We start from the raw sequence: 25,373 nt of genomic DNA, 5'->3' as shown, positions 1-25,373 counted from the left end.
CAATGGGAGAGGCGTGATGATTGTTTCTCGGTGGCAGGTATTAGTCCTTGTTCTGCTGATGTTGGTGCTGAGTGGTTGTACGGCAAATTACGTGTTTGACGACGATGAATATCGGCCGCTGGGAGATCCGCGGCCCGACCAGTACCCGCAATAAGCCCGGAGGCCCCGTATGCAGTTGATATTTGAGATCTGTGGCAATTGGCAAGGCATGCCCGGCTCGACCCGCAACAAAGTGTTTGACGGCGCCGGCGGGGTGATTGGCCGTGGTGCCGATTGTGATTGGGTCATTCCCGATCCCAGCCGTCAGTTGTCCAATCATCATGCCTTGATCAGCTTTCGTGACGATCAGTACTTTCTGACGGACATCAGCAGCAATGGCATTTGCCTGGGGGACAGCGCCGTGCGCTTGCGCAAGGGCCAGGCCCGGCCTATTGGTCAAGGCATGGTGTTTCGGATGGGCCCGTTTGATATTCGCACGCAGTTGGTGGCGGTGGCTGGCGCCGCGAGTCACAGCGACAACCTGATTCCGGATGATGCGTTCCTGCAGCTGGATCCGCTGTATGCCATGCCCGGCCAGGCCCATCAGTCAGAGGAAACGCGCTGGACGGACACCAGCACGGTCGAGCGCCAGCATGTGACTGTGCCGACCCTGGTAGAGCCTGCCCCGCAGATTGCACCAGCGGCAGAAAGCCCCCCGGCAGGTAACGACCACGCGCTGTTCTGGGGGGCGTTTTCCAAGGCGCTGGGCGTGTGCCTGGACCCGCTCGACGAACCAGGGCGGCAAGCGCTGGCAATCAAGGTCGCGGGCTTGCTCAGGCAGGCCGTCGAAGGGTTGCAGCAGAACCTGCACACCCACGAAGAGTTGAAAAGTGAGTTGAGCGCTTCGCTAGGGCGTCCGAGCGACCAGCCTCCCTTGATGGGCGGTGCCGATTCCCTGGAGGCCATGTTGGGCGGTGAGCGGCAGGGGCTGCCAGCCGAACTGGCGGTTATCCAGGCTTACCGCGATTTGCAGGTGCATCAGGTCGCGGTGCTCGCGGGTTGTCGTGCCGCCGTGCGCGGCGCACTGGCGGCGTTTGCCCCGGGCCAGTTGCTGGTGCGTTTCGAACAGCAGGGCAACACGCCGCGGCTCCCCACCAGCGGCGCCTATTGGCGCGCCTACCTGCGCCACTATCAGCGCCTGGTCGAGGACGAAGGCTGGAGTGAGCGCTTACTGAGCGAGGACTTTGCCAACGCCTACCGGGAGCAGGTGCGCCTGGTTTCCACCCTTCACAGTACTTGTTCTGGATGATCCCCATGTCACGCTTCACCTTTGTTCTGTTACTCGCTGTGATGGGCCTGTTGCCCGGCTGCAGCAACCTGTCCCCCTATTCGAAGCTGACCAAGCTGGACCTGACGCTGAATGCCAGCGATCAGGTCAACCCGGATCTGAATGGTCGGCCGTCGCCTATCGTGGTGCGTTTGCTGGAGCTCAGCAATCCGGTGGCCTTCGAGAACGCGGATTTTTTCAGCCTGTATGGACGTGCCGAAAGCACCTTGCCCAAGGACCTGATAAGCAGCGAAGAATGGGAGTTGCGCCCTGGTGAGCAGGTCCCGCTGAAGCTCAGTGCAACGTCGGGCGGCCGCTACATCGGGGTGTTGGCGGCCTACCGGGATTTGCCCCAGGCACGGTGGCGCTATGTCGTGCCGTTGGCCGTTGGCTCGCGGACCCGTGTAGAGCTGTTGTTCGATGAAGCGGGCGTGCGCGCAGCCGATTGGCAGCCGACCCAGGCAGGTGACTCACATGCTGCTCGATAAAGTCACCTGGCAGGAGGGCATGTTGTTGCGCCCTCAGCATCTGCAGCACAACGACCGTTACTACCACCAGCAACTGGCCCGCCGCAGCCAGTTGTCACAGGGCTATGCCTGGGGCTTCCTGACCCTGGAAATCGACCCGCAGTACCTCGAGATGGGCAAGGTGGTGGTCAGCCAGGCCAGTGGCGTGCTGCCTGATGGGACGCTGTTCGATATGCGTGACCTGAGCGCGCCGCTGGTGCTGGAAATTCCTCCAAACAGCGGCAGTCAGGCGGTGTACCTGGCGTTGCCGATGGTTGCCGGCAATGCCGTCGAGGTTCGCCGCCCGGCGCAAGCTGATGTAGTGGCGCGCTACACCGCGTACGAAGTGGAAGTGGGAGACGCCAATGCCGGCGAAGACACACGCTGCGCCATAACCTGCGCCCGCCCGGATTTTCGCCTGCTGCTTGGCGACGACCATGACGTCCAGACCTACGTCAGGCTCAAAGTCGCACAGGTCCTGGACTGTAACGGCCAGGGCGTTGTAGCCCTCGACAGCCTGTTCTCGCCGACGTTCATGCACCTTCATGGGTCGCCCTTTTTACTGTCCTGCCTCAAGGAGGTGGTCAGCCTGTTGGCGTTCCGCGGGGACGCGATTGCCGAGCGTTTGCAGGACGCTGGCCAGGCGGCCGGGGCCGAGATGGGGGACTTCCTGATGCTGCAGTTGATCAACCGTACGGAGTTGATCCTGCGCCACTATCTGGACCAGACCCGCTTGGGCCCCGACGTGTTGTACCAGGCTCTACTGGCGTTGCTGGGGGAGCTTTCGACGTTTTCCAGCGCTACCAAACGCGCCGGTTTTGATGGGCGCTACCAACATAGCGAGCAGGGACCGAGCTTCCGTGAACTGATGACGGCAATTCGTGCGGTGTTGTCGATGGTACTCGAGCAGCACGCCATTGAGCTGGTGCTGCAGCCCCGTCAATACGGGGTGTTGGTGTGTCCGGTCAACGACTTGAACCTGCTGGGCGCTGCGACCTTCATTGTGGTCGCCAGTGCCCGCAGTGATTCGGAGGTGTTGCGCCAGCGGTTGCCGGCGCACCTGAAAATCGGGCCGGTGGAGCGGATCCGCGAGCTGGTCAACCTGCACCTGGCTGGCATTAGCGTCAAGCCGTTGCCTGTGGCGCCCCGGCAGATTCCTTTCCATGCCGAAAAAACCTATTTCATGCTCGAGCTCAGCCCCCGCGACCTGGAGCAGTTGGCACATTCAGGTGGATTCGCCTTCCATGTCAGCGGCGAGTTTGCCGATCTTGAATTGAAATTCTGGGCTATCAGGAACTGAACCGATGACGATGGAAAGGACATACCCGCAGGATGACAAGACGGTCCTGCTGGATCGTCATGGATTTGGCCCGGCGCAGGGCGCCATCACGGATTTCGAGGCACCACCGCGCTTTGAACAGCTTGAGGACCGGATGATGTACGCCGCCCATTTGCAGGGCGCAGAACACTTCAGGCTGGGGCTCAACCCGCTGGTGACAGCGGCCTGGGACCTGTTGTCGGAGGTGGTCCGGCTCAAGGGCGGCACGGCCCGTGAAGGCCTGCACGCGCTCAATGATCGGTTGTCATCGGGCATTACGTTGTTTGAAACCCGCGCCCGCCACGCCGCAATCCTCGACAGCCAGATCACGGCGGCGCGTTACGTGCTGTGTAGCGTAATAGACGAAGCGGTGGTGATCACGGCCTGGGGCAGTCAGAGCGACTGGTCGCAGATGAGCCTGTTGAGCCGCTTTCATAACGAAACCTTTGGCGGCGAAAAATTCTTCGAGCTGCTTGAGCGATTGTCCAGGGATCCGATCAAGCATCTGGCGCTGCTGGAGTTGATGTACGTCTGCCTGGCGCTGGGCTTTGAAGGCAAATATCGGGTGATGGAGCGTGGCCTGCTGCAATTGGACGGCATTCGCGACGCTTTATACCGGCAGATCATCCATGTGCGCGGCCACGCGCCGCTGGCCAGTGAGCCCCGGCCACCGTCCAGCCGCAAACCCCGGCAGGCGATGCGCATTGTTTCTGCAACCTGGGTCTGGGTCTTCGTCGTAATGGGCCTGGCCCTCATGTATTCAGGGTTCGCCTGGGTGCTTGGAGAACAGCGCGAGAGCGTGCTCAAAGCCTATCTGCCGACCACCACCGACATCATCCGGACACCGCAGTAGCGCAGGGAGCGATCCATGAAAAATCTATTCAAAATGCTGGCCTCTGCCTTGGGTCTGACCTGGGTCTGGAGCTTGCTGCTGGTACTGTTGCTGGCGTGGACCGTGTGGCGGTTCGGGCCGCTCCTGGCGGTCGATGACAAGCGTTTCTGGCTCGGTGCGACATCTCGCTTATTGACCATCAGCGGCTTGTTCCTGGCCTGGGGGTTGGCAATGGTCTTTGCCCAGCGGCGCACCCCCGCACAATCCCCCGCACAGGCTTGCGGCCCGGACCAGGCGCTGCCTAAGTCCCGCAAGGGTCTTGTGGAGCACGAACAGCACAACGTGCGTGGCCGCTTCAAGGAAGCGCTGCACATCCTCAAGGCAGCGCGGCGCTATGGCAAACGCAGCGAACGTTGGCGCAACGAATTACCCTGGCACCTGGTGATGGGCGCCAGCGCCAGTGGCAAGACCTGCCTGTTGCAGGCGGGTGGCATGCAACTGCCATTGGACCGGACTGATTGCGGCGCCCCCCACACTGCCGGCGCAATACCCCATTGCGAGTGGTATTTTGCCGATGAGGGGGTCCTGATCGATACCCCGGCGCGCTACCTGACCCATGCCGACAGTGAGGTCGATGGTAGCGGCTGGGCGACTTTGTTGACGCTGTTGAAAGCCCGGCGCCGTGCGCGCCCGCTCAGCGGCGTGCTGCTGACATTGTCGGTGGATACCCTGCTCAATGGCAGCGAGCAGGACCTGAGCGTTGCCGCGCGCCAGTTCAACAGCCGTCTTCACGATCTGCAGCAGACCTTGCATGTGGAGTTACCGGTCTATCTGGTGCTGACTCAGGCGGACCATTTGCCCGGTTTTGTCGAGTTCTTCGAGCGAACGGAGGGGCAGGGCAGCGACGGTCTGTTGGGCGAGCCCATCGTACCCGGCACGGCGGGAACCGATATTGCCCAGGTGCGCCAGGCATTTGAAGCCGTGCTGCAGCGTTTGAGCGGGGAACTGATACAGCGCCTGCATCTGGAGCGCAGCGGCGAGCGCCGCGGGCGTATGGTGGATTTTCCTCGGCAGGTGGCGCAGATCGGCGAGCGTCTGTGTCTGTTTACCGAACTGGCGTTTTCTGCCCATCGTTACCAGCGCGTCAACGCATTGCGCGGTTTCTACTTGACCAGCGCCGGCGAGCGTCCACGGTTTATCCAGGGCCTGTTCAGCCGGGTGGTGTTCGGCGAGGTCGACCTGGCCGGCCTGGACCACCGGGAGCGCGCGCAGATCCGCCGGCGCCAGCGAGGCCTCGCCCTGGCTGCCTTGCTGGTGCTCGGCGGCGCAGGTTCGCTGTGGATGTACAGCTATTCGCAGAATCATCAACGCCTGGAACAACTGCGGGAGTTGGCGCGGTCTCCGGCTCCTCGGCAGGCGGCAGAAGACCCGAGCGTGGCGATAGTTCCACTATTGGACCGTCGATGGGCGGCCACGCAGGTTTTTCCGGCACCGCAAGGCGCGGGATGGTTGCAGTTTTCAGGTTTGTACCAAGGTGACAGGAGCCGCCCGGTGCTGGACACCGCCTACCGCCAGGCATTGCTCCAGCACCTGATGGCACGGGTCAGCGAGATGCTGGAGGAGCAGGTGCGCAGCAACTTGCACGACCGTCAGCAGTTGCTTCTCAGCCTGCGGGCCTACCTGATGCTCAATCTGCCTGAGCGGCGGGACACACAATGGTTGATGGATCGCGTCGCCGAGCTATGGTCGCTGCGCTACCCTGGCGACACTGCCCTGCAGAAGCGTTTGAATGCACATTTTGCACAATTGCTGGCGCAACCCTTTGTGGCACCCCTCAACGAAACCCTGGTGGCCCAGGCTCGCCAGGTCTTGAAAGCGCAACCTTTGGCTGGCGTGATCTACCGTCTGCTGCGTGAACAGGGCAGCGAGCTTGAACCCTATCGTTTCGCCCAACACCTGGACCCCCAGGAGCAAGTGTTCGCCGGCATTGACCAACCCATTCCTGGCTTCTTCACCCAGCAGGGCTACCGTCAGTTCTTTGCCGTGCAGGGCACTCGGATGGTCGCGGCCATCGTGCGTGATAACTGGGTACTGGGGGAGGGTACAGAACTGAGTGCCATCGGCCTGCGCCAACTGATGGTCGAGCTGGAGCAACAGTATTTCAGCGACTATGCCCAGGCCTGGGGGGCGGCGCTGGCCCAGGTGCGCTTGCAGGAAAACGATAGCCCCCGCGAAATTGCCGAGCAGCTGGCGGGCCTGACATCAGCCCGTTCACCGTTGTTGCAGTTGCTGCAGCAGGTCCGGGAAAACACCCGCTTTTCAAGCCCTGTCGAACGCCTTGAGGCGCTTCAGTCGGGTTCGCCGGTGGCCCAGGCGGCCGTGGACAGTGTCGCGCAACGGCTGCCCGACACCCCGCAGCGCGCAGTGCAGCGGCGCTTTGAATCACTGCATCAGTTGCTCGATGAGCAGGACAACCCTGGGCCAGAATTGTCCCAAGTGTTGCAAACCCTCAACCAGGTGCATCTGCAGTTGGCCGCCCTTGGGCGGGAGAACCGGCCTGAACGAGCCGCCTTTGAGCTGGTCAAGCGGCGCATGCAGGGACAACAGGACGCCCTGGGCAACCTGCGCAATGCTACGGCGCGCCTGCCGGCTCCCCTCAACGGCTGGCTCGCGGGTGTCGCTGATGACACCTGGCGCCTGGTGCTTGACGAGGCCTACCGCCACCTGAACCGACGCTATCAGAGTGAGGTGTATGGGTTCTATGCTTCGGCGATCAAGCAACGCTACCCGTTCAGCGCCCATGCCAGCAGCGACGTGGCCCTGAATGATTTTCGCGAGTTCTTCAAGCCCCAAGGGGTGATGGCGCGGTTTCTTGACGACGACCTGCGGCCTTTTGTGATGGGGGACGGCGACCGCTATCGGTTGCGCAGCCTGGATGGCCGCAGCCTGCCGATGTCGCGGGCGTTGCTGGACCAACTGGCAAAGGCGCGCACCATACGCCAGGCGTTCTTCGCCGATGACCCGAGTGAACCGGGGGTGCGCTTTACCCTGGCGCCATACAGCCTGGACCCCACGGTCAGTCGAGCGATTCTGCGGTTCGGCGACCAACAGATGGAATACCGCCACGGGCCGATTGTCCCGATGCTGTTCCAGTGGCCCACCGATACCGAGGACGGGCGCAGCAGCCTGGTGCTGGAAGGTATGGCGCAACGGCCAATGGGCATCGAGAAAAACAGCGGACCATGGTCGCTGTTCCGCCTGTTTGACTTGCTGCAAGGCGAACCCTCGAATGGCCGCGATGCGCGCCTGCTCAAGGCGGACATCGGCGGCCTGCGAGCCCATTATCTGTTGACCAGCCAGCGCACGCCGAACCCGTTCGAGATGGCGACGTGGCGGACCTTCCGCATACCGGAGCAACTATGAGCCCATGGCAAGACACCTGCCGCAACGCAATGGGCGAGGCGTTGAACCCGGAACCCCCGAATTGATGCTGGATCGCGGGTTCGACGGGGCATTGCGTGGTCAGGCCAGGGGTAATCTGACGGCCCTGGTGATGCAAGCATGATGGAAAACCAGCCCCAGCCTGGCGCCTGTGCCCCGCTCATATCGAGCCCGCTGCCGATGTTGCTGGGCGGCCGCTATCGCCTTGAACGGGTGCTCGGGGAAGGGGGCATGGGGATTGTCTATCGCGCCCGTGATTTGCTCCACGAGCAATTCGGCGAGCCAAGGCCCCTGGTGGCACTCAAGGTTCTCGGTGAAAGCCTTGCCCAGTCACAGGATGCGCACCTGCTGCTCTACAGGGAGTTTTCCCTGACCCGCAGCCTGGGGCACGCGCGCGTGGTACGGGTGTTTTCGTTTGATGTGGATACGGCGAGCGAAGTGGCGTTCTTCACCATGGAGCTGATGAGTGGCGCGACCCTGGACCAGTTGTTGCTCGACTGCCCGCGCGGGGTGCCTTGGCAAGAACTGCGGCGTATTGCAACGGGGCTGCTGGACGCGCTGGGTTACATCCATCGACAAGGTGTGTTGCACGGCGATGTGAAGCCCAGCAATGTCATGTTGGACGATGACGGGGTGCGCCTGTTTGACTTTGGCCTTGCCCAGGCGCTTGCGCCGCCGCTGTCCGGGCTGCCGGCCTTGAACCCACAGCGCTTCACTGCCTGGACACCGGCCTATGCCGCCCCGGAACTGCTGGACGGCGCACCCCTGTCAGCCAGTAGCGAGGTCTATGGTGCAGCGTGTCTGGTGTATGACCTGGCGCTGGGCAGGCGTAGTACACAAGGCGCGCGACTGGCGCCTCCGCGACAACTGCCCCGGCGTTGCTGGCCGGCACTGAAAATAGCGCTCAATGGCGACCCGCAGCGGCGAACCATCACCCTCGACGAGTTGCAGGTGGCCATGCAGTGTGAACATTCGGTGGTGGGCCGCTGGTTCGCTGCCCGTTAAGGTGAACTGTCTGCCAGACCATGCAGCTGACAATACTCAGCCCACTCCAGTCCCGCCATCTGGGCCACTTCCTTGTGAACCTCCAGGCGCTTGGCCTCGAACTCCTGTGGCGACTGGCTGATCAGTTGCAGTGTCAGTTCCCAGGCAAACAGGTTGCGGGCTTCTGCCTCGGCCTCAAAGGCCTCATGCAGGCGCTCGGCCCGGTATTGCGCCATGGTTTCCCGCTTGGCCTGGGCCGCCAAGGGGTTCAGCGTGTCCAGTTCGGTGCGCAGATCGGGGTGCTGGCTCAGGAATATATCCAGGGCAAGCTGAAGGTTTTCGCCAGGTTCAGACAAGGGGGGACTCCGCAAATACAGGTTGCGCGACCTCAGGACGAGGCTTGTTCGTAACGGCTTTTGCGTCGGGCACGTTTACGCAGCCGATTGGCTGTCCACTGTTGCAGTGGATCCAACAAGAAAAAAAACAGGTAGGCGGTCAGCACCAGGGTCAAGTCGATCCAGGTTTTGCTGATAGGCCCTTCGACGGCTTCAACGGCGGCCTTGATCAAAAACAGTACAGCGACCCCACACAACCAAAGCCCTACGGTGAAAACCAGAGGTCGCGCACGATTTGTAAGCCTGCGTTGCATGTTCAATACATCTCCCTGAGAACGCTGGGTCAGTCGGCGTACCGATGCCTGCGGGTGTAAACGTGGCCTGCGGATCGAGTCATTCGATGCCGGCCTGCGGGTCGACAGACCCGTACAGCTCATGACATGAGCGGGTGGCAGTTGGTTCCGAAAACCTGCGGTACCCGCGTGGGCAGCAAGGCCCTCAAGCACGGTATTGTTTCAAAAAGCGTAGGAAATTACACCCTTGTCTGCACGTCTGCTGGTATCCCAGGACGACGTATCGATGCCAAACGCGGCAAAATCCTTTCATTTTCGGGGCCCGGCCGTGTAGCGTTAAGCCCTCGTTGAAGACCGGTGTGATGGCCCGAGGGCAGGGAGATAGTCATGGCGCAGACGCTGTTCAAGCTGTTCTTCACCCAACGCCTGGCAGCCCTGGCAAGCACGGAGTCGCTGCGAGCCATCCGGGAAGGCCTGTTATGGATCTTGCCATGCTTGCTGGTCTCGGCGGGTTTTCTGCTGTTGTCCGAATGCGCCCGCATTCTCGACTTCCCATCGCCGGTCGTGGCATTCCTGGCCGGCCTGCATGCCAAGATCAGTTCCGTGATCCCGCTGCTGGTGGCCGCTTCCATCGGCTATATGCTGGCAATCCAGCACCGCTTAGCGCAGTTGCCAGTAGCGTTTTTGTGCCTGGCACACGTGGTCATTGCCTCCTTTGTCCTGCGAGACTATCCACGTGCGTCGGCAACCTTTGTCCTGTTTATTGCCATCGCCTCGCCGTTGATCAATGTCCCGGTGATTGCCTGGCTGCATCGCTACCGCTGGACCCGCTTGGTCAACGCAGACCTGGTGGGACACAACCTCAGGGGTACGATCAACATGGTGGTACCGGGAGCAATCACCGCATTGCTACTGGTGGTGACGTTGTCGTTGCTGTTGCAGGTTGCTCATGTGGCGCAGTTCCAGGGCCCGGTGATGCTCGATACGCTGCAGTCCCCTTATGGCACCGGTGTGTTTGTCACGGCGATCAATTCGCTGCTGTGGTTTTTTGGCATCCATGGCGTGTACGCGATCCAGCCGCTGTTTGATGCCCTGGACCAGGCCGTGATACTCAATGGCGCGGCATTGGCGGCGGGGGAGCCCGTCCTGTATGCGTTGAATGGCGGTCTGCTGGGGTGCTTTGCCTTTATTGGCGGGGCTGGCGGTTCCCTGTGCCTGTTGCTGGCGATTCTGCTGTTTTCCAAGAGCCAGTCCATGCGGTTGCTGGCGGTGGCCAGCCTGCCGCTGTCGCTGTTCAACGTCAGCGAAGTGCTGCTGTTTGGCTTGCCGATCATTCTCAACCCGCGCCTGTTTATCCCTTTTTTAGCCGTGCCGGTGATCAATACGGTGCTGGCATTGCTGGTGGTGCAGGCCGGCTGGGTCTCGCCAGCGTTGGCCAGCGTGCCGTTCACCGCGCCGGTGCTGCTCAACGCTTACCTGAGTACCCAGGGCGATCTGGCTGCGGTGGCGCTGCAACTGGTGCTGCTGGGAGTCGGGATACTGGTCTATGCGCCCTATGTCCGCGCGATTCATCGGCAGGCGGTGGAGGGCGGTACGGTTTACCTCAAGTCTTTCGACATGACCTTTCGCGGGCTCGAAGAAAAAGGGCGTCTGCTGGAACTGGACCCAGTGCTGACTGCGCACCGGGCGCTAGCACGCCAGGCCAGTGCATTGAGCAGGATCCAGCAGATCAGCGACTACGAGTTCTACCTGGAGTACCAGCCCCAGGTGTCCTCCCTGACGGGTTTGTGCACCGGCTGTGAAGCGCTGATGCGCGCGCGCGATAGCCAGGGCAAGGTGCATTCGCCGTGGGAGTTCCTCCAGTGGCTGGCCCAGGCCCGGTTGATGCCGGACGTGGACGTGTGGGTCGCCTCCCAGGCCGTGCGTCAGTACCAGAAGTGGCAGAAAATCGGCTTTGCCCTACCGATCACCATTAATGTCTCCAGCGCCACCCTGACGAACCCCGCCTATGGCAGGCAACTGGTGGACATCCTCTCCCTGGCCCACGGCCATGTGTCGGTGGAGATCACTGAGGATGCGCTGGTGGGCGATATCCAGGCGACCCGGCAGATGATCCAGAAGCTGCAGGCCATTGGTGCCAAGGTCTATATCGACGACTTTGGCACGGGGTTTTCGGCGCTGAGTTACCTGCACCAGTTCCCGGTGGACTTCATCAAGATCGACCGCAGTTTTGTGGTGGCCCAGCAGGACCCCAAGGGCGCGCAGGTCTTGACCGGCATGCTGCGTTTTTGTGAGGCGCTGAATCTGGGGGTGGTGGTGGAAGGGGTGGAAACCGCTGAGCAGTTGGCCTTCCTCCAGTCGGGCAGGGGGCACGCCGGGGCGGAGTTGATTATCCAGGGCTGGTATTTCAGCAAAGCGTTGCCCGGCGACGCGGTGCAACGATTTGTTCGCGAGCGGGCAGTCAAGATGAATGATGAGGCCGGTGCATAGCCACGTCTTGCATTGATCCTACAAATAAGTCCTGCAAATAATTCCACTCTATATTGAGCCTTGACTTCCCGTGCGCTGGCGCTTGCGCCGAAGTTGGCCGGTGGTTCGAGTTATTCGACTTTCCTACGAGTATAAAGCTGTTGCGTAGGACTTCTCGTAAATGGAGGGTGCCCCTCTGGCGTAAGTAATTTTTTCAGGTAGATTATTTGATACGAGTTTTAAAAAGAAATTTATAAATATAGGCTCTTGTGGAGGCGATTGACTTGTCTGCAATGTTTTTAGGCGCAATTTTCTAGTTTAAGTTTCCGTACTTGCTTGGGGCCTTGTTTGATGTCGGCACTGTTCTGTATCTATGTTCTTTATGGAAGGTGTTGGCAAAGGGCTAATCAAGTCTTGCAGTATCGACCTGTCGCCAATGCCCACCCGGCAGGGCTCCTGGAGTGGGTGTAGCAGTACCAGCATCGTCTTGCTTGATCTGAATGTCGTGGGTTTTTTCGGAGTCGATGGGGCTCACAAACGCTTATTGCCAGAAATTTGTCTGCCTTGGGGTTAGGGACGTTACTGAGTGTATGTGGCGTTAAATAAAGATGCAGCGCGCCCTATGTAAGTGTCCGGCAAGCCAGAAACTATCGAGTGCTAATAAAACAGAGCTGCTCGGGGTTTTGTAAGTTCAAAAAGGTTCCTGGATTGATAAGCGATTTAATGCCGTTATTTGAATTGAGATTTGGTCGGAGAGGGGGGTGTCACAGCTTCAATGTGAACTCTTGCTCATGGCCATTACCCCGGCGAAATAGTTCGCCATCCATGTGAGGAAAAATAATGAAAAGTTTGAAAGCCCTCGTTCGTGTAAGTTCGTTTGCTCTGTTGTTCGGGGCGGCTTCCATGGCCAGCGCCGTGTCGATTATCCCGGAAGGTCCATTTACCACTGAGGCAGGCACGATTGTTGTAACGTCGCCATCTTCCTTCGGGGCTCCCATTACCTGCGGCGTCACTTTCGGCGGCAATGTATCCGCAGGCGTAGCCACCATCACTTCGGCAACGCTCACTGGCGGTGGCCTGTGCAATCTGCCGAAGATGAAAAACGTTCCGTCTCCGGGTTGGGTATTGACCGCGACCAGCTATAACGCGAGCACCGGCATCGGTAGCGGCACCGTCTCAAACGTGGGTTGGACCGTGGCGTTCCCTTCCTCCAACTGCGGCCCGGGTACCCTCAATGGCGAGTGGAACCAGGCGACTCGCACGTTGACCGGTAAAAACCAGCCGCTTTCCGGCAACTGCGCCGTCCAGTCCCTGACCGTCAAGGTCCCGAGCCTTAGCGTGGCGCCTTGAGCCATCGCGCTTGCTAGTGCAAAGGGCTGATCACCCGTGAAAGGCAGGTGCCTTATTCGAGGCACCTGCTGGGGTGGGTAACGATACGACGGAGTGGTGCATGAAACACAACAAACAGCAGGTCCTGGCATTCTTTGCCCTGGCAGTGTTGGGTGGGCTGACGGTTGCGGCGTGCCCGGTCCAGGCCGGCGGGTTCATGACGCCGACTGCCAACACCGCAGGCTGGGGCCGGGCGTTCGGTGGCGGTTCGCTGTTCAGGAACGACCCATCAGCGGCCTTCAACAACCCGGCGGCGATGGCCTTTATCGACCGGCCCGTTTCGCAGTTCACCCTCAACTACGCCAATATCGACATCAAGTACAAAGGCTCGGCGTATGACTACGCGGGCAATCCCGCATCCATTACGGTCCTTGATCCTGATACCGGCCTGCCGACCTCGACGCCGCGCACCGGTGACGGTGGCCAGGGTGGGTTTGAAGCCTGGGCACCGACGGGCTTTACGGTTATCCCGATCAACGAGCGTTTTGCCTTTGGCCTGAGCCAGGTGGTGCCCATGGGGGCCCGCACGACGTGGGACGAGGACTGGAAGGGCCGGGACTTTGCGGTAGACACCAAAATCGAAACCGTGGGCCTGACCGGTTCGCTGTCGTTCAAGGTCAATGATCAGTTCTCCATCGGTGGCGGGGGGATTTTGCAGCACACCACAGGCTTTGTAAGCCAGAACGTTGACCTCTACGCCGCCGCCGCGCAGTCGCCGGACCTGGGCTACACGCCGTTTCCCGCCGGCCAGGGCCTGGCATTGATGCGGGTCAAAGTCGACAACACTTCCCTGGGCTGGTTTGCCGGTATGGCTTGGAAGCCGACCTCCCGGGATACCTTGGGCCTGAACTACCACGCCAAGATCAAGAACAAGCTGGAGGGCAAATACAATATCTACGCCGATGCACTCTCCAGAGATGTCATGACCACCCCTGTGCTGGATGGCAAGACCCTGGTCGAACTGGCCTATCCAGGCCTGCATCTGTATCCCGGTGGCGCCAATGCCTCGGCCCAACTGGACATCCCGGCCAATGCCTCCCTGGATTGGGTACACCAGTTCTCCGACCGCCTGACCCTGGGCGTGAGTGCCACCTGGACCCAATGGTCATCGTTCAAGGCCCTGACCTTGAAGTCGGAGGGCAGCACCCTGGTGTCGATTCCCTACAACTACAAGAACACCTGGATGTACGCCCTAGGCGGCGACTACCAACTCACCGATGACGTCACCCTGCGCAGCGGCGTGGCCTTTGACCAGACCCCGACCCCCAACTCCACCCGTGACCCGCGGATTCCTGATGGCGATCGGATATTTGCGTCCCTGGGGTTTGGCTACAACATCCGGGCGGTTCCGGGCTTGAGTATCGACGGTGCCTATTCACGGCAGTTTGTAGAAACCGTCAAGCTCAAGACCAAGAACGTTGATCGCCTTGGCGCGGCGTCGCTGGACGGCAAGGCCCAGCTCAAGGGCGAAGTGCTCAGCCTGGGGGCTACCTACGCCTTCTGATCCAGATCCCGTGTGGCAGCGGGCCTGCCCGCGATGGCGGCCCTTCAGTCACCGCCGCTACTGGCTGGCACACCACTGTCGCCAGCCATCCAGCCCCCCCATCAATGCGAAGTCCCCTCCGCAAACTCAATCTTGTTCCCCACGTTGTACTTGCCCGAAGGCTTGTTCATGGGGATCCGCTTGACCTCCTGCAACGTCTGGCTGTCATACACGATCAACGCGCCCTCGCGATCCCAGATGCTCAACAGCAAGTAGCGCCCATCCTTGGTGAACTCCACATGTGCTGCGGTCTTGCCCGGCATGGGCCGCAGGGTATGGGCGATTTCCAGGGTCTGCTTGTCGATCAAGTGGATCGCATCGTTGCCGGGTGCGAAAAACACATCACTCCACACATAGCGCGAGTTGCTGTGGCTGCGCATAAAGAACCCCGGCCCGAGGGTGGGAATTTCCTTGATCAGTTTCCAGGTCTTGAGGTCCAGCACCGAGATCTGCCCCTTGCTGATATTCGGCGTGGCAAACACCCACTGCCCATTGCGTTGCCAGTAGGTCCCCGAGCCCAGGTGCGGCATACCCGACAGCGCGATGTCGGTGACCACCTTCCCGGAGTCGAGGTCGATCACTTGCCCGCCACCGGCCTTGCGCGAAGTGGCGAGCAGTTGCCGGTAGTCAGGGGAAAAGGAAAAGTCATCGAGCACGTCCTGGGCCTGGATGCGCCGGGGCTCGAAGCTCGGGGTCGCGGCCGCGTAGGACAACTCCCAGACCTCATTCACATCCTTGAGGGCGACGATAAAACTGTTGCGCGGCGGCGCGGTGTACACCGCGCTGACCCGCGAATTCGTCGGCAGGGTCTTGACCAGCGACAGGTCGCGCGCATCCAGCACCACCAGATTGCCCGGCAGGTAATTGCCCACCAGCACCCAGCGCCCGTCCTTGCTCACCGCCAGGTTGCGGGTATTGAGGCCGGCGCGAACCTCGGCGATCAGCTTGAGGTTATGCAGGTCATACAGGCTGATCCAGCCGTCGCGCGAAGCAAAGTACACAAAGCGCCCATCCGGGGAAAACTTCGGCCCGCCGTGCACGGCAAAGTGCGAGGCAAAACGGTCGAGCACCTCAAAACGGTCACCGTCGAGAATGTCGATGTGATGGTCACCGGATTCCACCACCACAAACAGGTTCAGCGGGTCGGCGTGATGCTGCGGGGTGCTCGGCAGTTGGCTGAGGTCGGCCAGTTGGCGGTGGCTGCTGCGGATATCCTGCTCGTTCCAGGTCGCGGGCGTGGCGGGCGGCTGTTGCAGGAACGTCACCAGGCCGTCGATCTGTTGCGCGCTGAGTTGACCGGCGAATGCCGCCATCTGGCTGGCCGGGCGACCGTGTTCGATGACCTGGCGAATCTCGGCCGGCTTGATCCGCCCCAGGCTCTCCGGCAACAACGCCGGGCCGGTGCTGCCGACCCGGTTGAGGCCATGGCAGCTCTGGCAATGCTGCTGGTAATCGGCGGCGGCATCCGGCGCACCGTGGGCGGCGCTGGCCCAGAGCAGCGGCACCAGCCACAGGCGCTTCATACTGCCACCCTGGGCCGCGCGAGGTGAGCGGGCGCGAGGCTGGCGGGGTAGTGCAGGGGCGCATCGGCAAACAGATCCACCACATGCCCGATCACCGTCAAGGTCGGCACGCCGGGCTCGCACATCAGGGCCAGGGCCGGCAGTTGGCGCAGGGTGCCGCGATGCACTTGCTGGTCGACGCGGGCCCCGTTGCAGATCAGCGCCGCCGGCGTCTCGGCGGACAGCCCGGCGCCGATCAGGCGTTCGGCGATCATCGCCAGGTTCGACAGGCCCATGTAGAACACCAGGGTCTGGCTGCCGTCGGCAAGGCTGTCCCAGGGCAATTTCAACTCACCGTCGCGCTGCAAATGCCCGGTGACGAAGCGACACGAGTTGACCAGATCACGGTGCGTCAACGGGATGCCCGCATAGGCGCTGCAGCCGGATGCTGCGGTGATGCCTGGCACTACCTGGCACGACACCCCTTGCGCCAACAGGTATTCCAGCTCTTCGGCACCGCGGCCAAACACGAAGGGATCGCCGCCCTTGAGCCGCACCACGCGCTGTCCTTGCTGAGCCAGTTCGGCCAGCAGTTCATTGATCTGCTCCTGGGGCAGGCTGTGATAACCGCTGGCCTTGCCCACGTAATGGCGGGCGCAGGTCAGCGGGATCAGGGTCAGCAACTCGGCACTGATCAGGCGATCGAACACCACTGCATCCGCCTGCATCAGCAGGCTCCAGGCGCGCAGGGTCAACAGGCGCGGGTCGCCGGGACCGGCGCCGACCAGGGCGACTTCGCCGGGGTGGAAGGGGCTGTGCAGCGCGTAGGGTAAGGCGTAGGTTGAGTGCATGAGACTTCCTTGGTTCATCATCAGGTTGGCGCTCCCCGGTTGTTTCACCAGGTGAGCGGCCGGTGGTTCAGCGTGCCGAGCAAGGAATCAAGGTGGGCGGGGTGCGGGCGATTTCTGCGTTGCTGAGGTAGCAACCGGGGTCCGGGCCCCAGAGATCGCCGTCGGCCCAGGCGCGGGTGCGCGTGTTGCCGTTGCAGATGTTCAGCCAGCGGCAGTCGGTGCAACGGCCACCGACCTCCCGCGGGTATTGGCGCAGGCGCAGCAGTAACGGGTCGGGGCGTTCCAGCCAGATTTCGCGAAACGAGGTGCGGCGCACATTGCCCACCGAGTGTTGCCACCAGTAAGTGTCCGGGTGCACTTCGCCGGTGTTGTCGATATTGGCGATACCGCTGCCCGAGGCATTGCCGCCCCAGGCATGCAGCAGGTGTTCGAGTTGCGGGTAGTGTTCCGGCAAATGCTGATGCACCCATTGCAGCAACAGCACGGCGTCGGCGTCGTTGTTGCCGCTCACAAAATCGCTGGCCACGCCGTTCTGGACGTCGTTCCAGGCCTGCTGGAAGATCATCAGCATGGCGTCGCGGCTCATCTGCTGATGGGCGTCCAGTTGCCGGCTGCGCTTGCCGCGCCCGCTGTAGTTGAGGTGCGAGAGGTAGAACTTCTGCACATCGTATTCGCGCATCAGCCCCAGCAGTTGCGGCAACTGCGCGTGGTTTTCCTGGGTCAGGGTGGTGCGCAGGCCTACACGAATGCCAGCCTGGCGGCACAGGCTGATGGCATGCATCGAGCGCTCGAAACTGCCCTCGCACTGGCGGAATGCATCGTGGGTGGCCTTCAATCCATCAATGCTGATGCCCACATAGTCAAAGCGCGCATCGGCGATCTGCTGGATATTGCCTTCGTCAATCAACGTGCCATTGCTCGACAGCGCCACGAAAAAGCCCTTGGCGCGGGCATAGGCGCTGAGCTGGAACAGGTCATCGCGCAGCAAGGGCTCGCCGCCCGAGAGGATCAACACCTTGACCCCTGCGTCGTGCAGGTCGTCGATCACCTTCAGCGCGGCCTCGGTATCCAGCTCATCGCGGAACACACTGTCGGCGCTGGTGGCGTAGCAGTGCTTGCAGGTCAGGTTGCAGCGGCGCAGCAGGTTCCAGATCACCACCGGCGCGCGGTCGCTGCCCGGTTTGGCGCTGCGCGGTGGTGGGCATTGGCCGGCCAGGGTGCGCAGGTAATGACTGATCCTAAGCATGGAGTGGTCCTTGTGTGGGGGAGCTGTCTCGCCCTGCGGGGCTGCGTTGGCGGTGGGTCATCCAGCATCTGTGTGGGCAGCTTCCACCGTGGATCGTTGGGTCAGGCGCAGGCCGGTTTTTTTCAGGATGCGACTGCTCACCAACATCTCGCCCGCCCGGCTGGCATCGCCCAGCAAGAAGCGCAGGTGTTCACGATAACTGTCGATCTCTTCGCGGCTGCGGCCATGGACCATGGCGAACAGGTTGTAGGGCCAGTCCGCGCGCCGGGGCCGGCGATAGCAGTGGCTGACAAAGGTTTGGGCGCCGATCAGTTCGCCCAGGCGCGGCATTTGTTCATCGCACACATCCCACACGGTCATGCCGTTGTGGCGATAGCCCAAGCGATAGTGATTGGGCACGGCGGCGATCCGGCGGATCGCGCCTTCACCCTGCAAGCGCTTGAGCAGATCCAGGGTGGATTCGACGCTGATCCCCAATTGCTCGGCGAGCCAGGTCCAGGGGTCTTCCAACAGGGGTAGGCCGGCGTCGGTCAAATGGATCAAGCGCTGGGCCAGGCTCTCGTCAAACCGGGAAGTACAGACCGACATGGTAGGTTTGCTCCTTGGGCAGGTTAAGCACCTCAAGCCCGGTGATGGTGTGGATGTGCGAGAGGGTCTGCTCGAGGTCTTCGGCGGTGCCGCAGGCCAGCACAAACCACATGTTCCAGTGATGCTCGCGCCGGTAGTTATGGGCCACTTGCGGGAGTTCGTTGAGCTGCGCCGCGACCTGTTCAAAGCGTGCTTCAGGTACCGCCAGGGCGGCCAGGGTGAAGGCGCCGCCCAGGCGCTCAATATCAAACATCGGCCCGAAGCGCGTCAGCACGCCGTCTTCGAGCAGCAGGTGCAGGCGGTCGAGCAGTTCGTCGGGCGTGCTGTGCAGCTCTGCAGCCAGTAACTGCCACGGGTGACGAACCAGGGGCAGGCCCCGTTGCAGGCGGTTGATCAACTGACGGTCAAGTTCATCCATGGGCCCATACCTGGGATGGCGGTGGCGCAAAACGCCCGCCGCACTGCTTGAACATGCGTGTGCTGAATAACAGGTGGTGGGGCAGGTCGCTGAGCAGGTGCTGTTGCAACAGTGCCTCGATCTGCGCCTGCACCGCTGCGCGCTCACGCCCGTGGACCATGCAGAACAGGTTGTAGCGCCAGTGCGGCAAGCGCCGTGGCCGCTGATAGCACAGGGTGATGCCCGGCGCGCAACCCAGGCGCTGGCCGACTTCGTCGATCAGCGCATCGGGCACATCCAGCACCAGCATCGCGTTGGCCACAAAGCCCAGGGCGCGGTGGTTGAGCACCAGGCCGACGCGGCGGAACAGGCCCTGCTCCTGCCATTGCTGCATCTGCCGCAACACTTGCTGGTGATGGGCGCCGATCTGCTCGGCCAGGTCTTCATAGGGCCGCGACACCCTCGGCAGGCCGCGCTCCAGGCATTGGCGCAGGTCGAGCAGTTGCTCGTGGTTCAGCGGCGCGATCACAGGTGGCCTCCCAGGGCAAAGCCCAGGTCGATGCGGTAGGAGGTGAGCATCGGCAGGTCCAGAGGGATCAGGCCGGTGTCTTTTTCCAGTTCGTCGAGAATCTGTTCCAGGTGCCGGCGATTGGGCCCGGTCAGCACAAACCATAGGTTGTAGTGATGCTCGCGGGCGTAGTTGTGATTGACCTCGGGATAGCGACTGATGCGCGCGGCCACCTGCTCCAGGCGTTCGGCGGGCACCGCCAGGGCGGCCAGGGTACTGGCCCCGGCGCGGCTGTGATCGAACACCGGCCCGACCCGTGACAGTGCGCCTGCCAGTTCCAGGCGTTGCAGGCAGGCCATCAACTGTTTCTCGCTGCAGCCGAGGGTGTTGGCCATTTCCCTGTAAGGCTCGGCGCACAGCGGCATGCCATGTTGATAGCGGTCGATCAGGCGCGTGGTGAGCTCGTCAAGTTCCATCTCAATACCCCATTTTTTGCGCGCGGCTGCTGAAGAAGATTCCGCTGGGGCTTTCGGCCGGCAGGGTCTTGAGCAAGGTCAAGCGATAAGGATCCCAGACCTGCACCTGTTGGCCGTCGCGAACCGACAGCCACAGCTGCTCACCGCGCCCGGTGAATTCCATATGCAGCACACCAGGGCCGGGACGCAGGTCCGCGACCACCTGGTGGGTTTCAGTGTCGAGCACCTGTACCCGGTCGTTGTCCGGGTAGGCGAAGTTGACCCACAACTGGCGCCCGTCGGGCCGTGCGGTGACAAAAATCGGTTGGCCGGCCACGGCAATGGTGGCGGTCTGTTGCCAGGTGCGCGCATCCATCACCAGCACCTGATGGCGGCCCACGGCGGGCACGAAGGCCTGGTTATCGGCCACGGCCCAGCCTTCCAGATGCGGCATCTTGTACACCGGCAGTTTTTGCTGGCCGCGACCGTAGTCGGCGAGCACATGCTTGACCCCATGTTCGGGGTGCCACAAGTCGAGCTGGGCCATGCCGTCCTCGCCAAACAACCCGGCCATGTAGTAACGGCCATCGGCGGTGATCAGCGCGTCATAGGGCTGGCGACCAATGCCAGTGAAGCGGGTGATGGCCGGGGTGTTGCCCTGGCTGAAATCGGCGCTCCAGATTTCGTCGGTATCGAACAGGCTGAACACAAAGCGTTGCCCCGGCGCATCCACCAGGCCCACCACCCGCGAGCGTTTGCCGTCGGCCAGGGGCGTGGCCGGGATATCGGCCACCTGTTGCAGGGTCACGGCGTCGAACACCTTGACGCCACCGGGCTGGTAGTTGGAGACGGCAATCAAACGCCCGTCCTGGCTGATCGCGCCACCGATGCTGTTGCCCCCCTGGATCAGGCGTTTGTCGATGCGCTGGGTCAGCAGGTCGACCTTGGTCAGCCCGCCGTCACGGCCAAACAGGTAGGCGTAGCGCTGGTCCCGGGAAAACACTGCCGAGGCGTGGGACAGGTCGCCCAGCCCCGCGACCCGTGCCAGGCGGGCCTGGTGGCTGCTGTCGATAATCAGCAGGCTGCCGCTGGCGCGCTCCACCACCAGGCCCAGGTCGCCGCTGCCGCGCAACGGTGGATGGGAGCAGGCGGTGAGCAACAGGCCGGCAATGCAGGCAAGCAGGGGACGGATCATGGCGCGGGGGTTCCTTGCAGGAGGCGATCCACCAGCCAGGCAATATCGCCGGCATTGAGCAACGGCGCCCAGCCGGGCATCGCCAGGGCAGGGCGGCCATAGGTCACGGTGGCAATCAGGCTGTCGCGGGTTTGCCCGGACAGGGCTTGCGGGGTCAGGGCCGGGCCCAGGCCACCGGTCAGGTGCAGGCCGTGGCAGGCGCCACAGTCCTGGGTCAACAGGTGTTCCAGTTGGACCTGGCGCGCAGGCGCCGGTGCTCCGTGCACCGGCGCAGGAATGAGAAAGAGCAGCGCCATGGCCGAACCGATCATCGAGATTTGCATGGCGCGCTCCTTGTGCTTATTTCAGACTCAACACCCATTGGGCGAGGGTCAGGGCTTCGGCATCCGTGACGGGGTTGGCCGGCATCGGAATCGGTCCCCAGTTACCCTGGGTGCCGTTCTTGATGTGGCTGGCCAAGGTTTTGTCAGCGTCCTTGACGCCGGCATTTTTTGCCGCCACTTCCTTGAGCGCCGGGCCCACCATCTTGCTGTCGATGGTGTGGCAGGCGGCACAGGGTTTGCTCTTGAACAGCGCCGCGCCGTCATCGGCCATTGCGGTGGACAGGCTCAGGGCCGCGCCCAGGGTCGCCAGTGCAAGCAGGATATTTTTCATTGGTTTGCCTCTTGTTGATGAAGCTCAATAAATGTCGAATTGGGTGTTGTAGACGTTGAACTTGCCGGTCGGGGTAATCAGGCGCTTGTCCCGGATCACGTTCTTGAGCTTGAGGGTCTTGTCATCGACCACCACCAGCGCCGACTCCTCTTCCTGGCCGTTCCACACCGAGAACCACACTTCATCGCCTGCCTTGTTGTATTCCGGCTGCACCACGCGCAGGGCGCCTTGCTTGATGCCCGACCATTCGGCAATCGGCAGTACGGTGTAGCCAGCGTCGAGCTTGTCGATGTTGAACACCGCGACCGACTGGCTGAGCTTGGTGTCGGGGTTGAGCGTGGTGTCGACATACAGGTGCCGCGAGTTGGGGTGGGTCTTGATAAACAGCGAGCCACCGCCCTGGCCGTTGAGCGAGGTCACTTGCTTCCAGGCGTACTGCGGGTGCTTGACCGGGTCGGTGCCGATCACCGAAACCCCACCGTCACCCAAGTGACTGGTGGCCCACACCGGACCGTATTGCGGGTGTACAAAGTTGGCGCCACGGCCGGGGTGCGGGGTCTTGCCGACATCCACCAGAGCGGTGAGCTTGCGCTCCTTGGAGTCAATCACTGCAACCTTGTTGGAGTTGTTCGCCGCCGTCATGAAGTAGCGATGGGTGCTGTCCCAGCCGCCGTCGTGCAGGAAGGGCGCGGCGTCGATGGTGGTGATGGTGAGGTTTTTGATGTCTTGGTAATTGACCAGCATGACCTTGCCGGTTTCTTTGACGTTGACGATGAACTCGGGCCATTCGTGGGACGCGATGATCGCCGCCACCCGTGGTTCCGGGTGGTATTCCTGCTTGTCCACGGTCATGCCGCGGGTCGAAACGATCTGCTTGGGCTCTAGGGTCTCGCCGTCCATGATGGTGAACTGCGGCGGCCAGTAGGAACCGGCAATCGCGTACTTGTCTTCATAGCCTTTGAACTTGGAGGTCTCCACCGAACGGGCCTCGATGCCCACCTTGATCTCGGCGACTTTGGTCGGCTCGGCAGGCCACAGGTCGATCATGTCGATCTTGGCGTCACGGCCGATCACCAGCAGGTAGCGGCCCGAAGCGGAAATCCGCGAGATGTGCACGGCGTAGCCGGTGTCGATGAGCTTGACGATTTTCTTGCTGTCGCCGTCGATCAGGGCGATTTTGCCGTCGTCACGCAGGGTCACGGAGAACAGGTTTTCCAGGTTCAGCTGGTTGAGCTGCTTCTTCGGACGGTCTTCGGGTTTGACCAGCAGCTTCCAGGTCTTGAGCGTCTCGGCCATGCCCCATTCCGGTGGGGTGGGCGCGGTGTGCTGGATGAAGGTCGCCATGCTGGTGATCTGCGCCTTGGTCAGCGCATTGGAGGTACCCCAGTTCGGCATGCCGGCGGGGGAACCGTAGGTGATCAGGGCTTCCAGATACGCCTGGCCCCGGGCCTGGGTGATGTCCGGGGTCAGCGGCTTGCCGGTGGCGCCTTTGCGCAACACACCATGGCAACCGGCGCAGCGCTCGAAGTAAATCTGCTTCGATGCATCGAACTCGGCTTGGCTCAAGTCCGGTGCGCCAGGGCTCTTGACCATGGCTGCAGCCGGCGCGGGAGCCGCGGCGAAGGCCTGTGTTGAGAGGGCCAGGGCCAGCGCGCAGCTGAGCCTGGCCAGCGTCAGTACGAAGGGTGTTTTGTTGCGAGTCAGCATTCCATATCTCCTCAGGCAAGACCTTTGCGATCTGGGTAGAGCGCAGGTTCTTAGTGCCAGCAGAGACTATGTCGCGGCGGGTGAATGACCGCTTGACGGCGATCAAGTTTGCCCTGAGTACGGCTTGCCAGGTTGTCGCAGGCCCCCGTAGCGTGGCTGCCAAACCCGCTGTCCATGCAAGGTGCGCTATGACCGAACCCTTCTACCAAGCCGTCAACAACGAACATGAGTTGTTCGAGCACGCCTGGCGTCACCGCATGCCGGTGCTGATCAAGGGCCCCACCGGCTGCGGCAAGACCCGCTTCGTCCAGCACATGGCCCACCGTCTGCAATTGCCGCTGTATACCGTGGCCTGTCACGACGACCTCAGCGCCGCCGACCTGATCGGCCGCCACCTGATCGGCGCCCAGGGCACCTGGTGGCAGGACGGCCCGTTGACCCGCGCAGTGCGTGAAGGGGGCATTTGCTACTTGGACGAAGTGGTCGAGGCACGGCAAGACACCGCCGTGGTCCTGCACCCGGTGGCCGATGACCGTCGCGAGCTGTTCCTGGAACGCACGGGCGAAGTCCTCAAGGCGCCGCCGTCGTTCATGTTGGTGGTGTCCTACAACCCCGGTTACCAGAACCTGCTCAAAGGAATGAAACCCAGCACCCGCCAGCGGTTTGTGGCGATGCGCTTTGGTTATCCCGCGACAGCCGAAGAAGAGCGCATCGTCGCCCGCGAAGCCCAGGTGGATGGCGCCTTGGCGGCCCAGGTGGTGCGCCTGGGGCAGGCCTTGCGCCGGCTGGACCAGCATGACCTGGAAGAAGTGGCGTCCACGCGCTTGCTGATCTTCACCGCCCGCCTGATTGCCGCTGGCATGCTCCCGCGCGAAGCCTGCATGGCCTGCCTGGCGGAAGCGCTGAGCGACGACCCACAAACCGTCGCGGCCCTGATGGACGTGGTTGATGTTCATTTCAGTTGAGCGGCGGCTGCCGGGTGATTTGGCGATGTGGTTCTTTATCCTCGCCGAACTCTCGGTGTTTGCGATTCTGATCCTCGCCTTTGCCGTGACCCAGACGCTGCGGCCCGAGGTCTTTGCCGAGGGCCGCGCACAGTTGGATACCTCCACCGGCCTGGCGATGACCCTCAGCCTGCTGACGGCCGGCCTACTCGCCGCGTTGGCACAGCAACAGGTCATTGCAGGTCGCCCACGGCGGGCAGGTGGGTTATTGGCGTTGGGACTGGCGGTGGCGGCGGTTTATGTGTGGATCAAACTTGGCGAGTACGGGCACCTGGCTGCGGCCGGCCTGGGCCTGGAGCGCAGCACGTTCTTTACCCTGTACTGGATTTTGACCGGGTTTCATTTTCTGCATGTGCTGTTGGGCATGCTGATCCTGGCGTGGTTGGCGTTGCGCTGCTGGCGCCGGGCCTATGGTCCGGGGCGTCAGTCGGGTTTCGAGTCCGGGGTGTTGTATTGGCATATGGTGGATCTGGTGTGGGTGGTGCTGTTTCCGTTGGTGTACGTGTTGTGAAGTTGCTGGCGTGCTGGGCCGGGCTGGTGCTGCTCAGCGTGGGCACCGTCATGTCCGGTGCGGCGGGCTGGTGGTGGCTGGTGGTGTTGGCAGCGGTGGCCAAGGCCTGGGTGATTGCCGATGGGTTTATGGAACTGCGGCATGCGCCTTGGGGATGGCGGGCGGCGATGTTGGCGTGGCCGGTGGTGCTGGTGGCAGGGATGGTCGTGATGCGTTGATGACGATGATGGACCTCCTGGCTGTGGGAGTGGGCAAAGACTTCAAGGAGAGCCGGCGGTCTGCCCGGTAAAAAGATCATGGTGTGGCGCAGGGATATTAAATAGAATGAATCTCATTTGA

26 protein-coding genes are annotated in these 25,373 nt (G+C 62.1%); 13 read left to right on the top strand and 13 right to left on the bottom strand.

What is annotated here, in order from left to right; genetic code table 11:
- The first annotated feature begins 16 nt into the window (after positions 1 to 16).
- From PSH73_RS13850 to PSH73_RS13820, 7 genes are all read left to right on the top strand, one after another.
- Positions 17 to 154, top strand: a complete 138-nt coding sequence (locus PSH73_RS13850; protein ID WP_115128353.1) for a type VI secretion protein TagU — start codon at positions 17 to 19, stop codon at positions 152 to 154.
- A gap of 15 nt (positions 155 to 169) precedes the next feature.
- Entirely contained in the window at positions 170 to 1,288 is a 1,119-nt protein-coding gene (gene tagH / locus PSH73_RS13845) for a type VI secretion system-associated FHA domain protein TagH (protein ID WP_305460736.1), read from the top strand.
- Positions 1,289 to 1,293: 5 nt separating this feature from the next.
- Complete coding sequence (gene tssJ, locus PSH73_RS13840) at positions 1,294 to 1,794, top strand: type VI secretion system lipoprotein TssJ (RefSeq protein ID WP_128592973.1); 501 nt, start codon at positions 1,294 to 1,296, stop codon at positions 1,792 to 1,794.
- Complete coding sequence (tssK, locus tag PSH73_RS13835; protein WP_128592974.1) at positions 1,781 to 3,112, top strand: type VI secretion system baseplate subunit TssK; 1,332 nt, start codon at positions 1,781 to 1,783, stop codon at positions 3,110 to 3,112. The genes tssJ and tssK overlap by 14 nt, the downstream gene beginning before the upstream one ends.
- Before the next feature lie 4 nt (positions 3,113 to 3,116).
- The gene (gene icmH / locus PSH73_RS13830) at positions 3,117 to 3,983 is read left to right on the top strand and encodes a type IVB secretion system protein IcmH/DotU (protein WP_164844811.1); all 867 of its coding nucleotides are present in this window, start codon (positions 3,117 to 3,119) and stop codon (positions 3,981 to 3,983) included.
- 15 nt (positions 3,984 to 3,998) lie between these two features.
- Positions 3,999 to 7,385, top strand: a complete 3,387-nt coding sequence (tssM, locus tag PSH73_RS13825; protein ID WP_198817513.1) for a type VI secretion system membrane subunit TssM — start codon at positions 3,999 to 4,001, stop codon at positions 7,383 to 7,385.
- 141 nt (positions 7,386 to 7,526) lie between these two features.
- A complete protein-coding gene (locus PSH73_RS13820; protein ID WP_233093294.1) occupies positions 7,527 to 8,408 on the top strand; it encodes a serine/threonine-protein kinase in 882 nt (293 codons plus the stop codon).
- Here the strand turns inward: PSH73_RS13820 and PSH73_RS13815 are convergent.
- Both PSH73_RS13815 and PSH73_RS13810 read right to left on the bottom strand, forming a co-directional pair.
- Complete coding sequence (locus PSH73_RS13815) at positions 8,405 to 8,743, bottom strand: DUF6388 family protein (protein WP_057959356.1); 339 nt, start codon at positions 8,741 to 8,743, stop codon at positions 8,405 to 8,407. The genes PSH73_RS13820 and PSH73_RS13815 overlap by 4 nt on opposite strands.
- A gap of 32 nt (positions 8,744 to 8,775) precedes the next feature.
- The gene (locus tag PSH73_RS13810) at positions 8,776 to 9,036 is read right to left on the bottom strand and encodes a hypothetical protein (protein ID WP_057436888.1); all 261 of its coding nucleotides are present in this window, start codon (positions 9,034 to 9,036) and stop codon (positions 8,776 to 8,778) included.
- A gap of 366 nt (positions 9,037 to 9,402) precedes the next feature.
- Between PSH73_RS13810 and PSH73_RS13805 the strand changes: the two genes are divergently transcribed.
- The 3 genes from PSH73_RS13805 (at position 9,403) to PSH73_RS13795 (ending at position 14,377) form a co-directional block, all read left to right on the top strand.
- Positions 9,403 to 11,505 carry an EAL domain-containing protein gene (locus PSH73_RS13805; RefSeq protein ID WP_170044150.1) on the top strand — a complete coding sequence of 701 codons (2,103 nt, stop codon included), beginning with the start codon at positions 9,403 to 9,405 and terminating at the stop codon, positions 11,503 to 11,505.
- 819 nt (positions 11,506 to 12,324) lie between these two features.
- Positions 12,325 to 12,834 carry an alkane oxidation protein activator PraB gene (praB, locus tag PSH73_RS13800; protein WP_057436883.1) on the top strand — a complete coding sequence of 170 codons (510 nt, stop codon included), beginning with the start codon at positions 12,325 to 12,327 and terminating at the stop codon, positions 12,832 to 12,834.
- A gap of 100 nt (positions 12,835 to 12,934) precedes the next feature.
- Positions 12,935 to 14,377, top strand: coding sequence for an outer membrane protein transport protein (locus PSH73_RS13795; protein ID WP_216312071.1), 1,443 nt, complete (start codon positions 12,935 to 12,937; stop codon positions 14,375 to 14,377).
- Positions 14,378 to 14,478: 101 nt separating this feature from the next.
- Here the strand turns inward: PSH73_RS13795 and PSH73_RS13790 are convergent, their stop codons facing one another.
- The 11 genes from PSH73_RS13790 to nirS all read right to left on the bottom strand — a co-directional run bounded on the left by PSH73_RS13790 (position 14,479) and on the right by nirS (position 23,405).
- A complete protein-coding gene (locus tag PSH73_RS13790; RefSeq protein WP_057959359.1) occupies positions 14,479 to 15,939 on the bottom strand; it encodes a cytochrome D1 domain-containing protein in 1,461 nt (486 codons plus the stop codon).
- The gene (cobA, locus tag PSH73_RS13785) at positions 15,936 to 16,769 is read right to left on the bottom strand and encodes a uroporphyrinogen-III C-methyltransferase (RefSeq protein ID WP_115128345.1); all 834 of its coding nucleotides are present in this window, start codon (positions 16,767 to 16,769) and stop codon (positions 15,936 to 15,938) included. Before cobA ends, PSH73_RS13790 begins: the two co-directional genes overlap by 4 nt.
- A gap of 67 nt (positions 16,770 to 16,836) precedes the next feature.
- Entirely contained in the window at positions 16,837 to 18,015 is a 1,179-nt protein-coding gene (nirJ, locus tag PSH73_RS13780; protein WP_115128344.1) for a heme d1 biosynthesis radical SAM protein NirJ, read from the bottom strand.
- Positions 18,016 to 18,072: 57 nt separating this feature from the next.
- Positions 18,073 to 18,603, bottom strand: coding sequence for an Lrp/AsnC family transcriptional regulator (locus tag PSH73_RS13775; protein ID WP_057959362.1), 531 nt, complete (start codon positions 18,601 to 18,603; stop codon positions 18,073 to 18,075).
- Positions 18,578 to 19,021, bottom strand: coding sequence for an Lrp/AsnC family transcriptional regulator (locus PSH73_RS13770; RefSeq protein ID WP_057959363.1), 444 nt, complete (start codon positions 19,019 to 19,021; stop codon positions 18,578 to 18,580). Before PSH73_RS13770 ends, PSH73_RS13775 begins: the two co-directional genes overlap by 26 nt.
- The gene (locus PSH73_RS13765) at positions 19,014 to 19,529 is read right to left on the bottom strand and encodes an Lrp/AsnC family transcriptional regulator (RefSeq protein ID WP_057436868.1); all 516 of its coding nucleotides are present in this window, start codon (positions 19,527 to 19,529) and stop codon (positions 19,014 to 19,016) included. The genes PSH73_RS13770 and PSH73_RS13765 overlap by 8 nt, the downstream gene beginning before the upstream one ends.
- On the bottom strand, positions 19,526 to 19,984 hold the full coding sequence (locus tag PSH73_RS13760; RefSeq protein WP_057445047.1) for a hypothetical protein: 459 nt from the start codon (positions 19,982 to 19,984) through the stop codon (positions 19,526 to 19,528). Before PSH73_RS13760 ends, PSH73_RS13765 begins: the two co-directional genes overlap by 4 nt.
- Position 19,985: 1 nt before the next feature.
- Entirely contained in the window at positions 19,986 to 21,158 is a 1,173-nt protein-coding gene (locus PSH73_RS13755; RefSeq protein ID WP_305460730.1) for a cytochrome D1 domain-containing protein, read from the bottom strand.
- Entirely contained in the window at positions 21,155 to 21,481 is a 327-nt protein-coding gene (locus PSH73_RS13750; RefSeq protein WP_169960664.1) for a cytochrome c, read from the bottom strand. Before PSH73_RS13750 ends, PSH73_RS13755 begins: the two co-directional genes overlap by 4 nt.
- Positions 21,482 to 21,497: 16 nt before the next feature.
- A complete protein-coding gene (locus PSH73_RS13745; RefSeq protein ID WP_057436867.1) occupies positions 21,498 to 21,812 on the bottom strand; it encodes a c-type cytochrome in 315 nt (104 codons plus the stop codon).
- Between the two features lie 24 nt (positions 21,813 to 21,836).
- Complete coding sequence (gene nirS, locus PSH73_RS13740) at positions 21,837 to 23,405, bottom strand: nitrite reductase (RefSeq protein ID WP_232544800.1); 1,569 nt, start codon at positions 23,403 to 23,405, stop codon at positions 21,837 to 21,839.
- Between the two features lie 302 nt (positions 23,406 to 23,707).
- Between nirS and PSH73_RS13735 the strand changes: the two genes are divergently transcribed.
- Genes PSH73_RS13735 through PSH73_RS13725 form a run of 3 tightly spaced genes read left to right on the top strand, consistent with a single transcriptional unit; the run spans position 23,708 to position 25,252 of the window.
- Positions 23,708 to 24,484, top strand: coding sequence for a CbbQ/NirQ/NorQ/GpvN family protein (locus PSH73_RS13735; RefSeq protein WP_120733275.1), 777 nt, complete (start codon positions 23,708 to 23,710; stop codon positions 24,482 to 24,484).
- Positions 24,468 to 25,034 (top strand): cytochrome c oxidase subunit 3, encoded by a 567-nt coding sequence (locus PSH73_RS13730; protein WP_198817521.1) that lies wholly within the window; start codon positions 24,468 to 24,470, stop codon positions 25,032 to 25,034. The genes PSH73_RS13735 and PSH73_RS13730 overlap by 17 nt, the downstream gene beginning before the upstream one ends.
- Positions 25,035 to 25,084: 50 nt before the next feature.
- On the top strand, positions 25,085 to 25,252 hold the full coding sequence (locus tag PSH73_RS13725; RefSeq protein WP_081044231.1) for a cytochrome C oxidase subunit IV family protein: 168 nt from the start codon (positions 25,085 to 25,087) through the stop codon (positions 25,250 to 25,252).
- Positions 25,253 to 25,373: the final 121 nt, after the last annotated feature.

It is taken from the genome of Pseudomonas sp. FP2294 (assembly GCF_030687625.1).
GTDB lineage: Bacteria > Pseudomonadota > Gammaproteobacteria > Pseudomonadales > Pseudomonadaceae > Aquipseudomonas > Aquipseudomonas shahriarae.
This window is presented reverse-complemented; position numbering and strand designations above follow the sequence as displayed.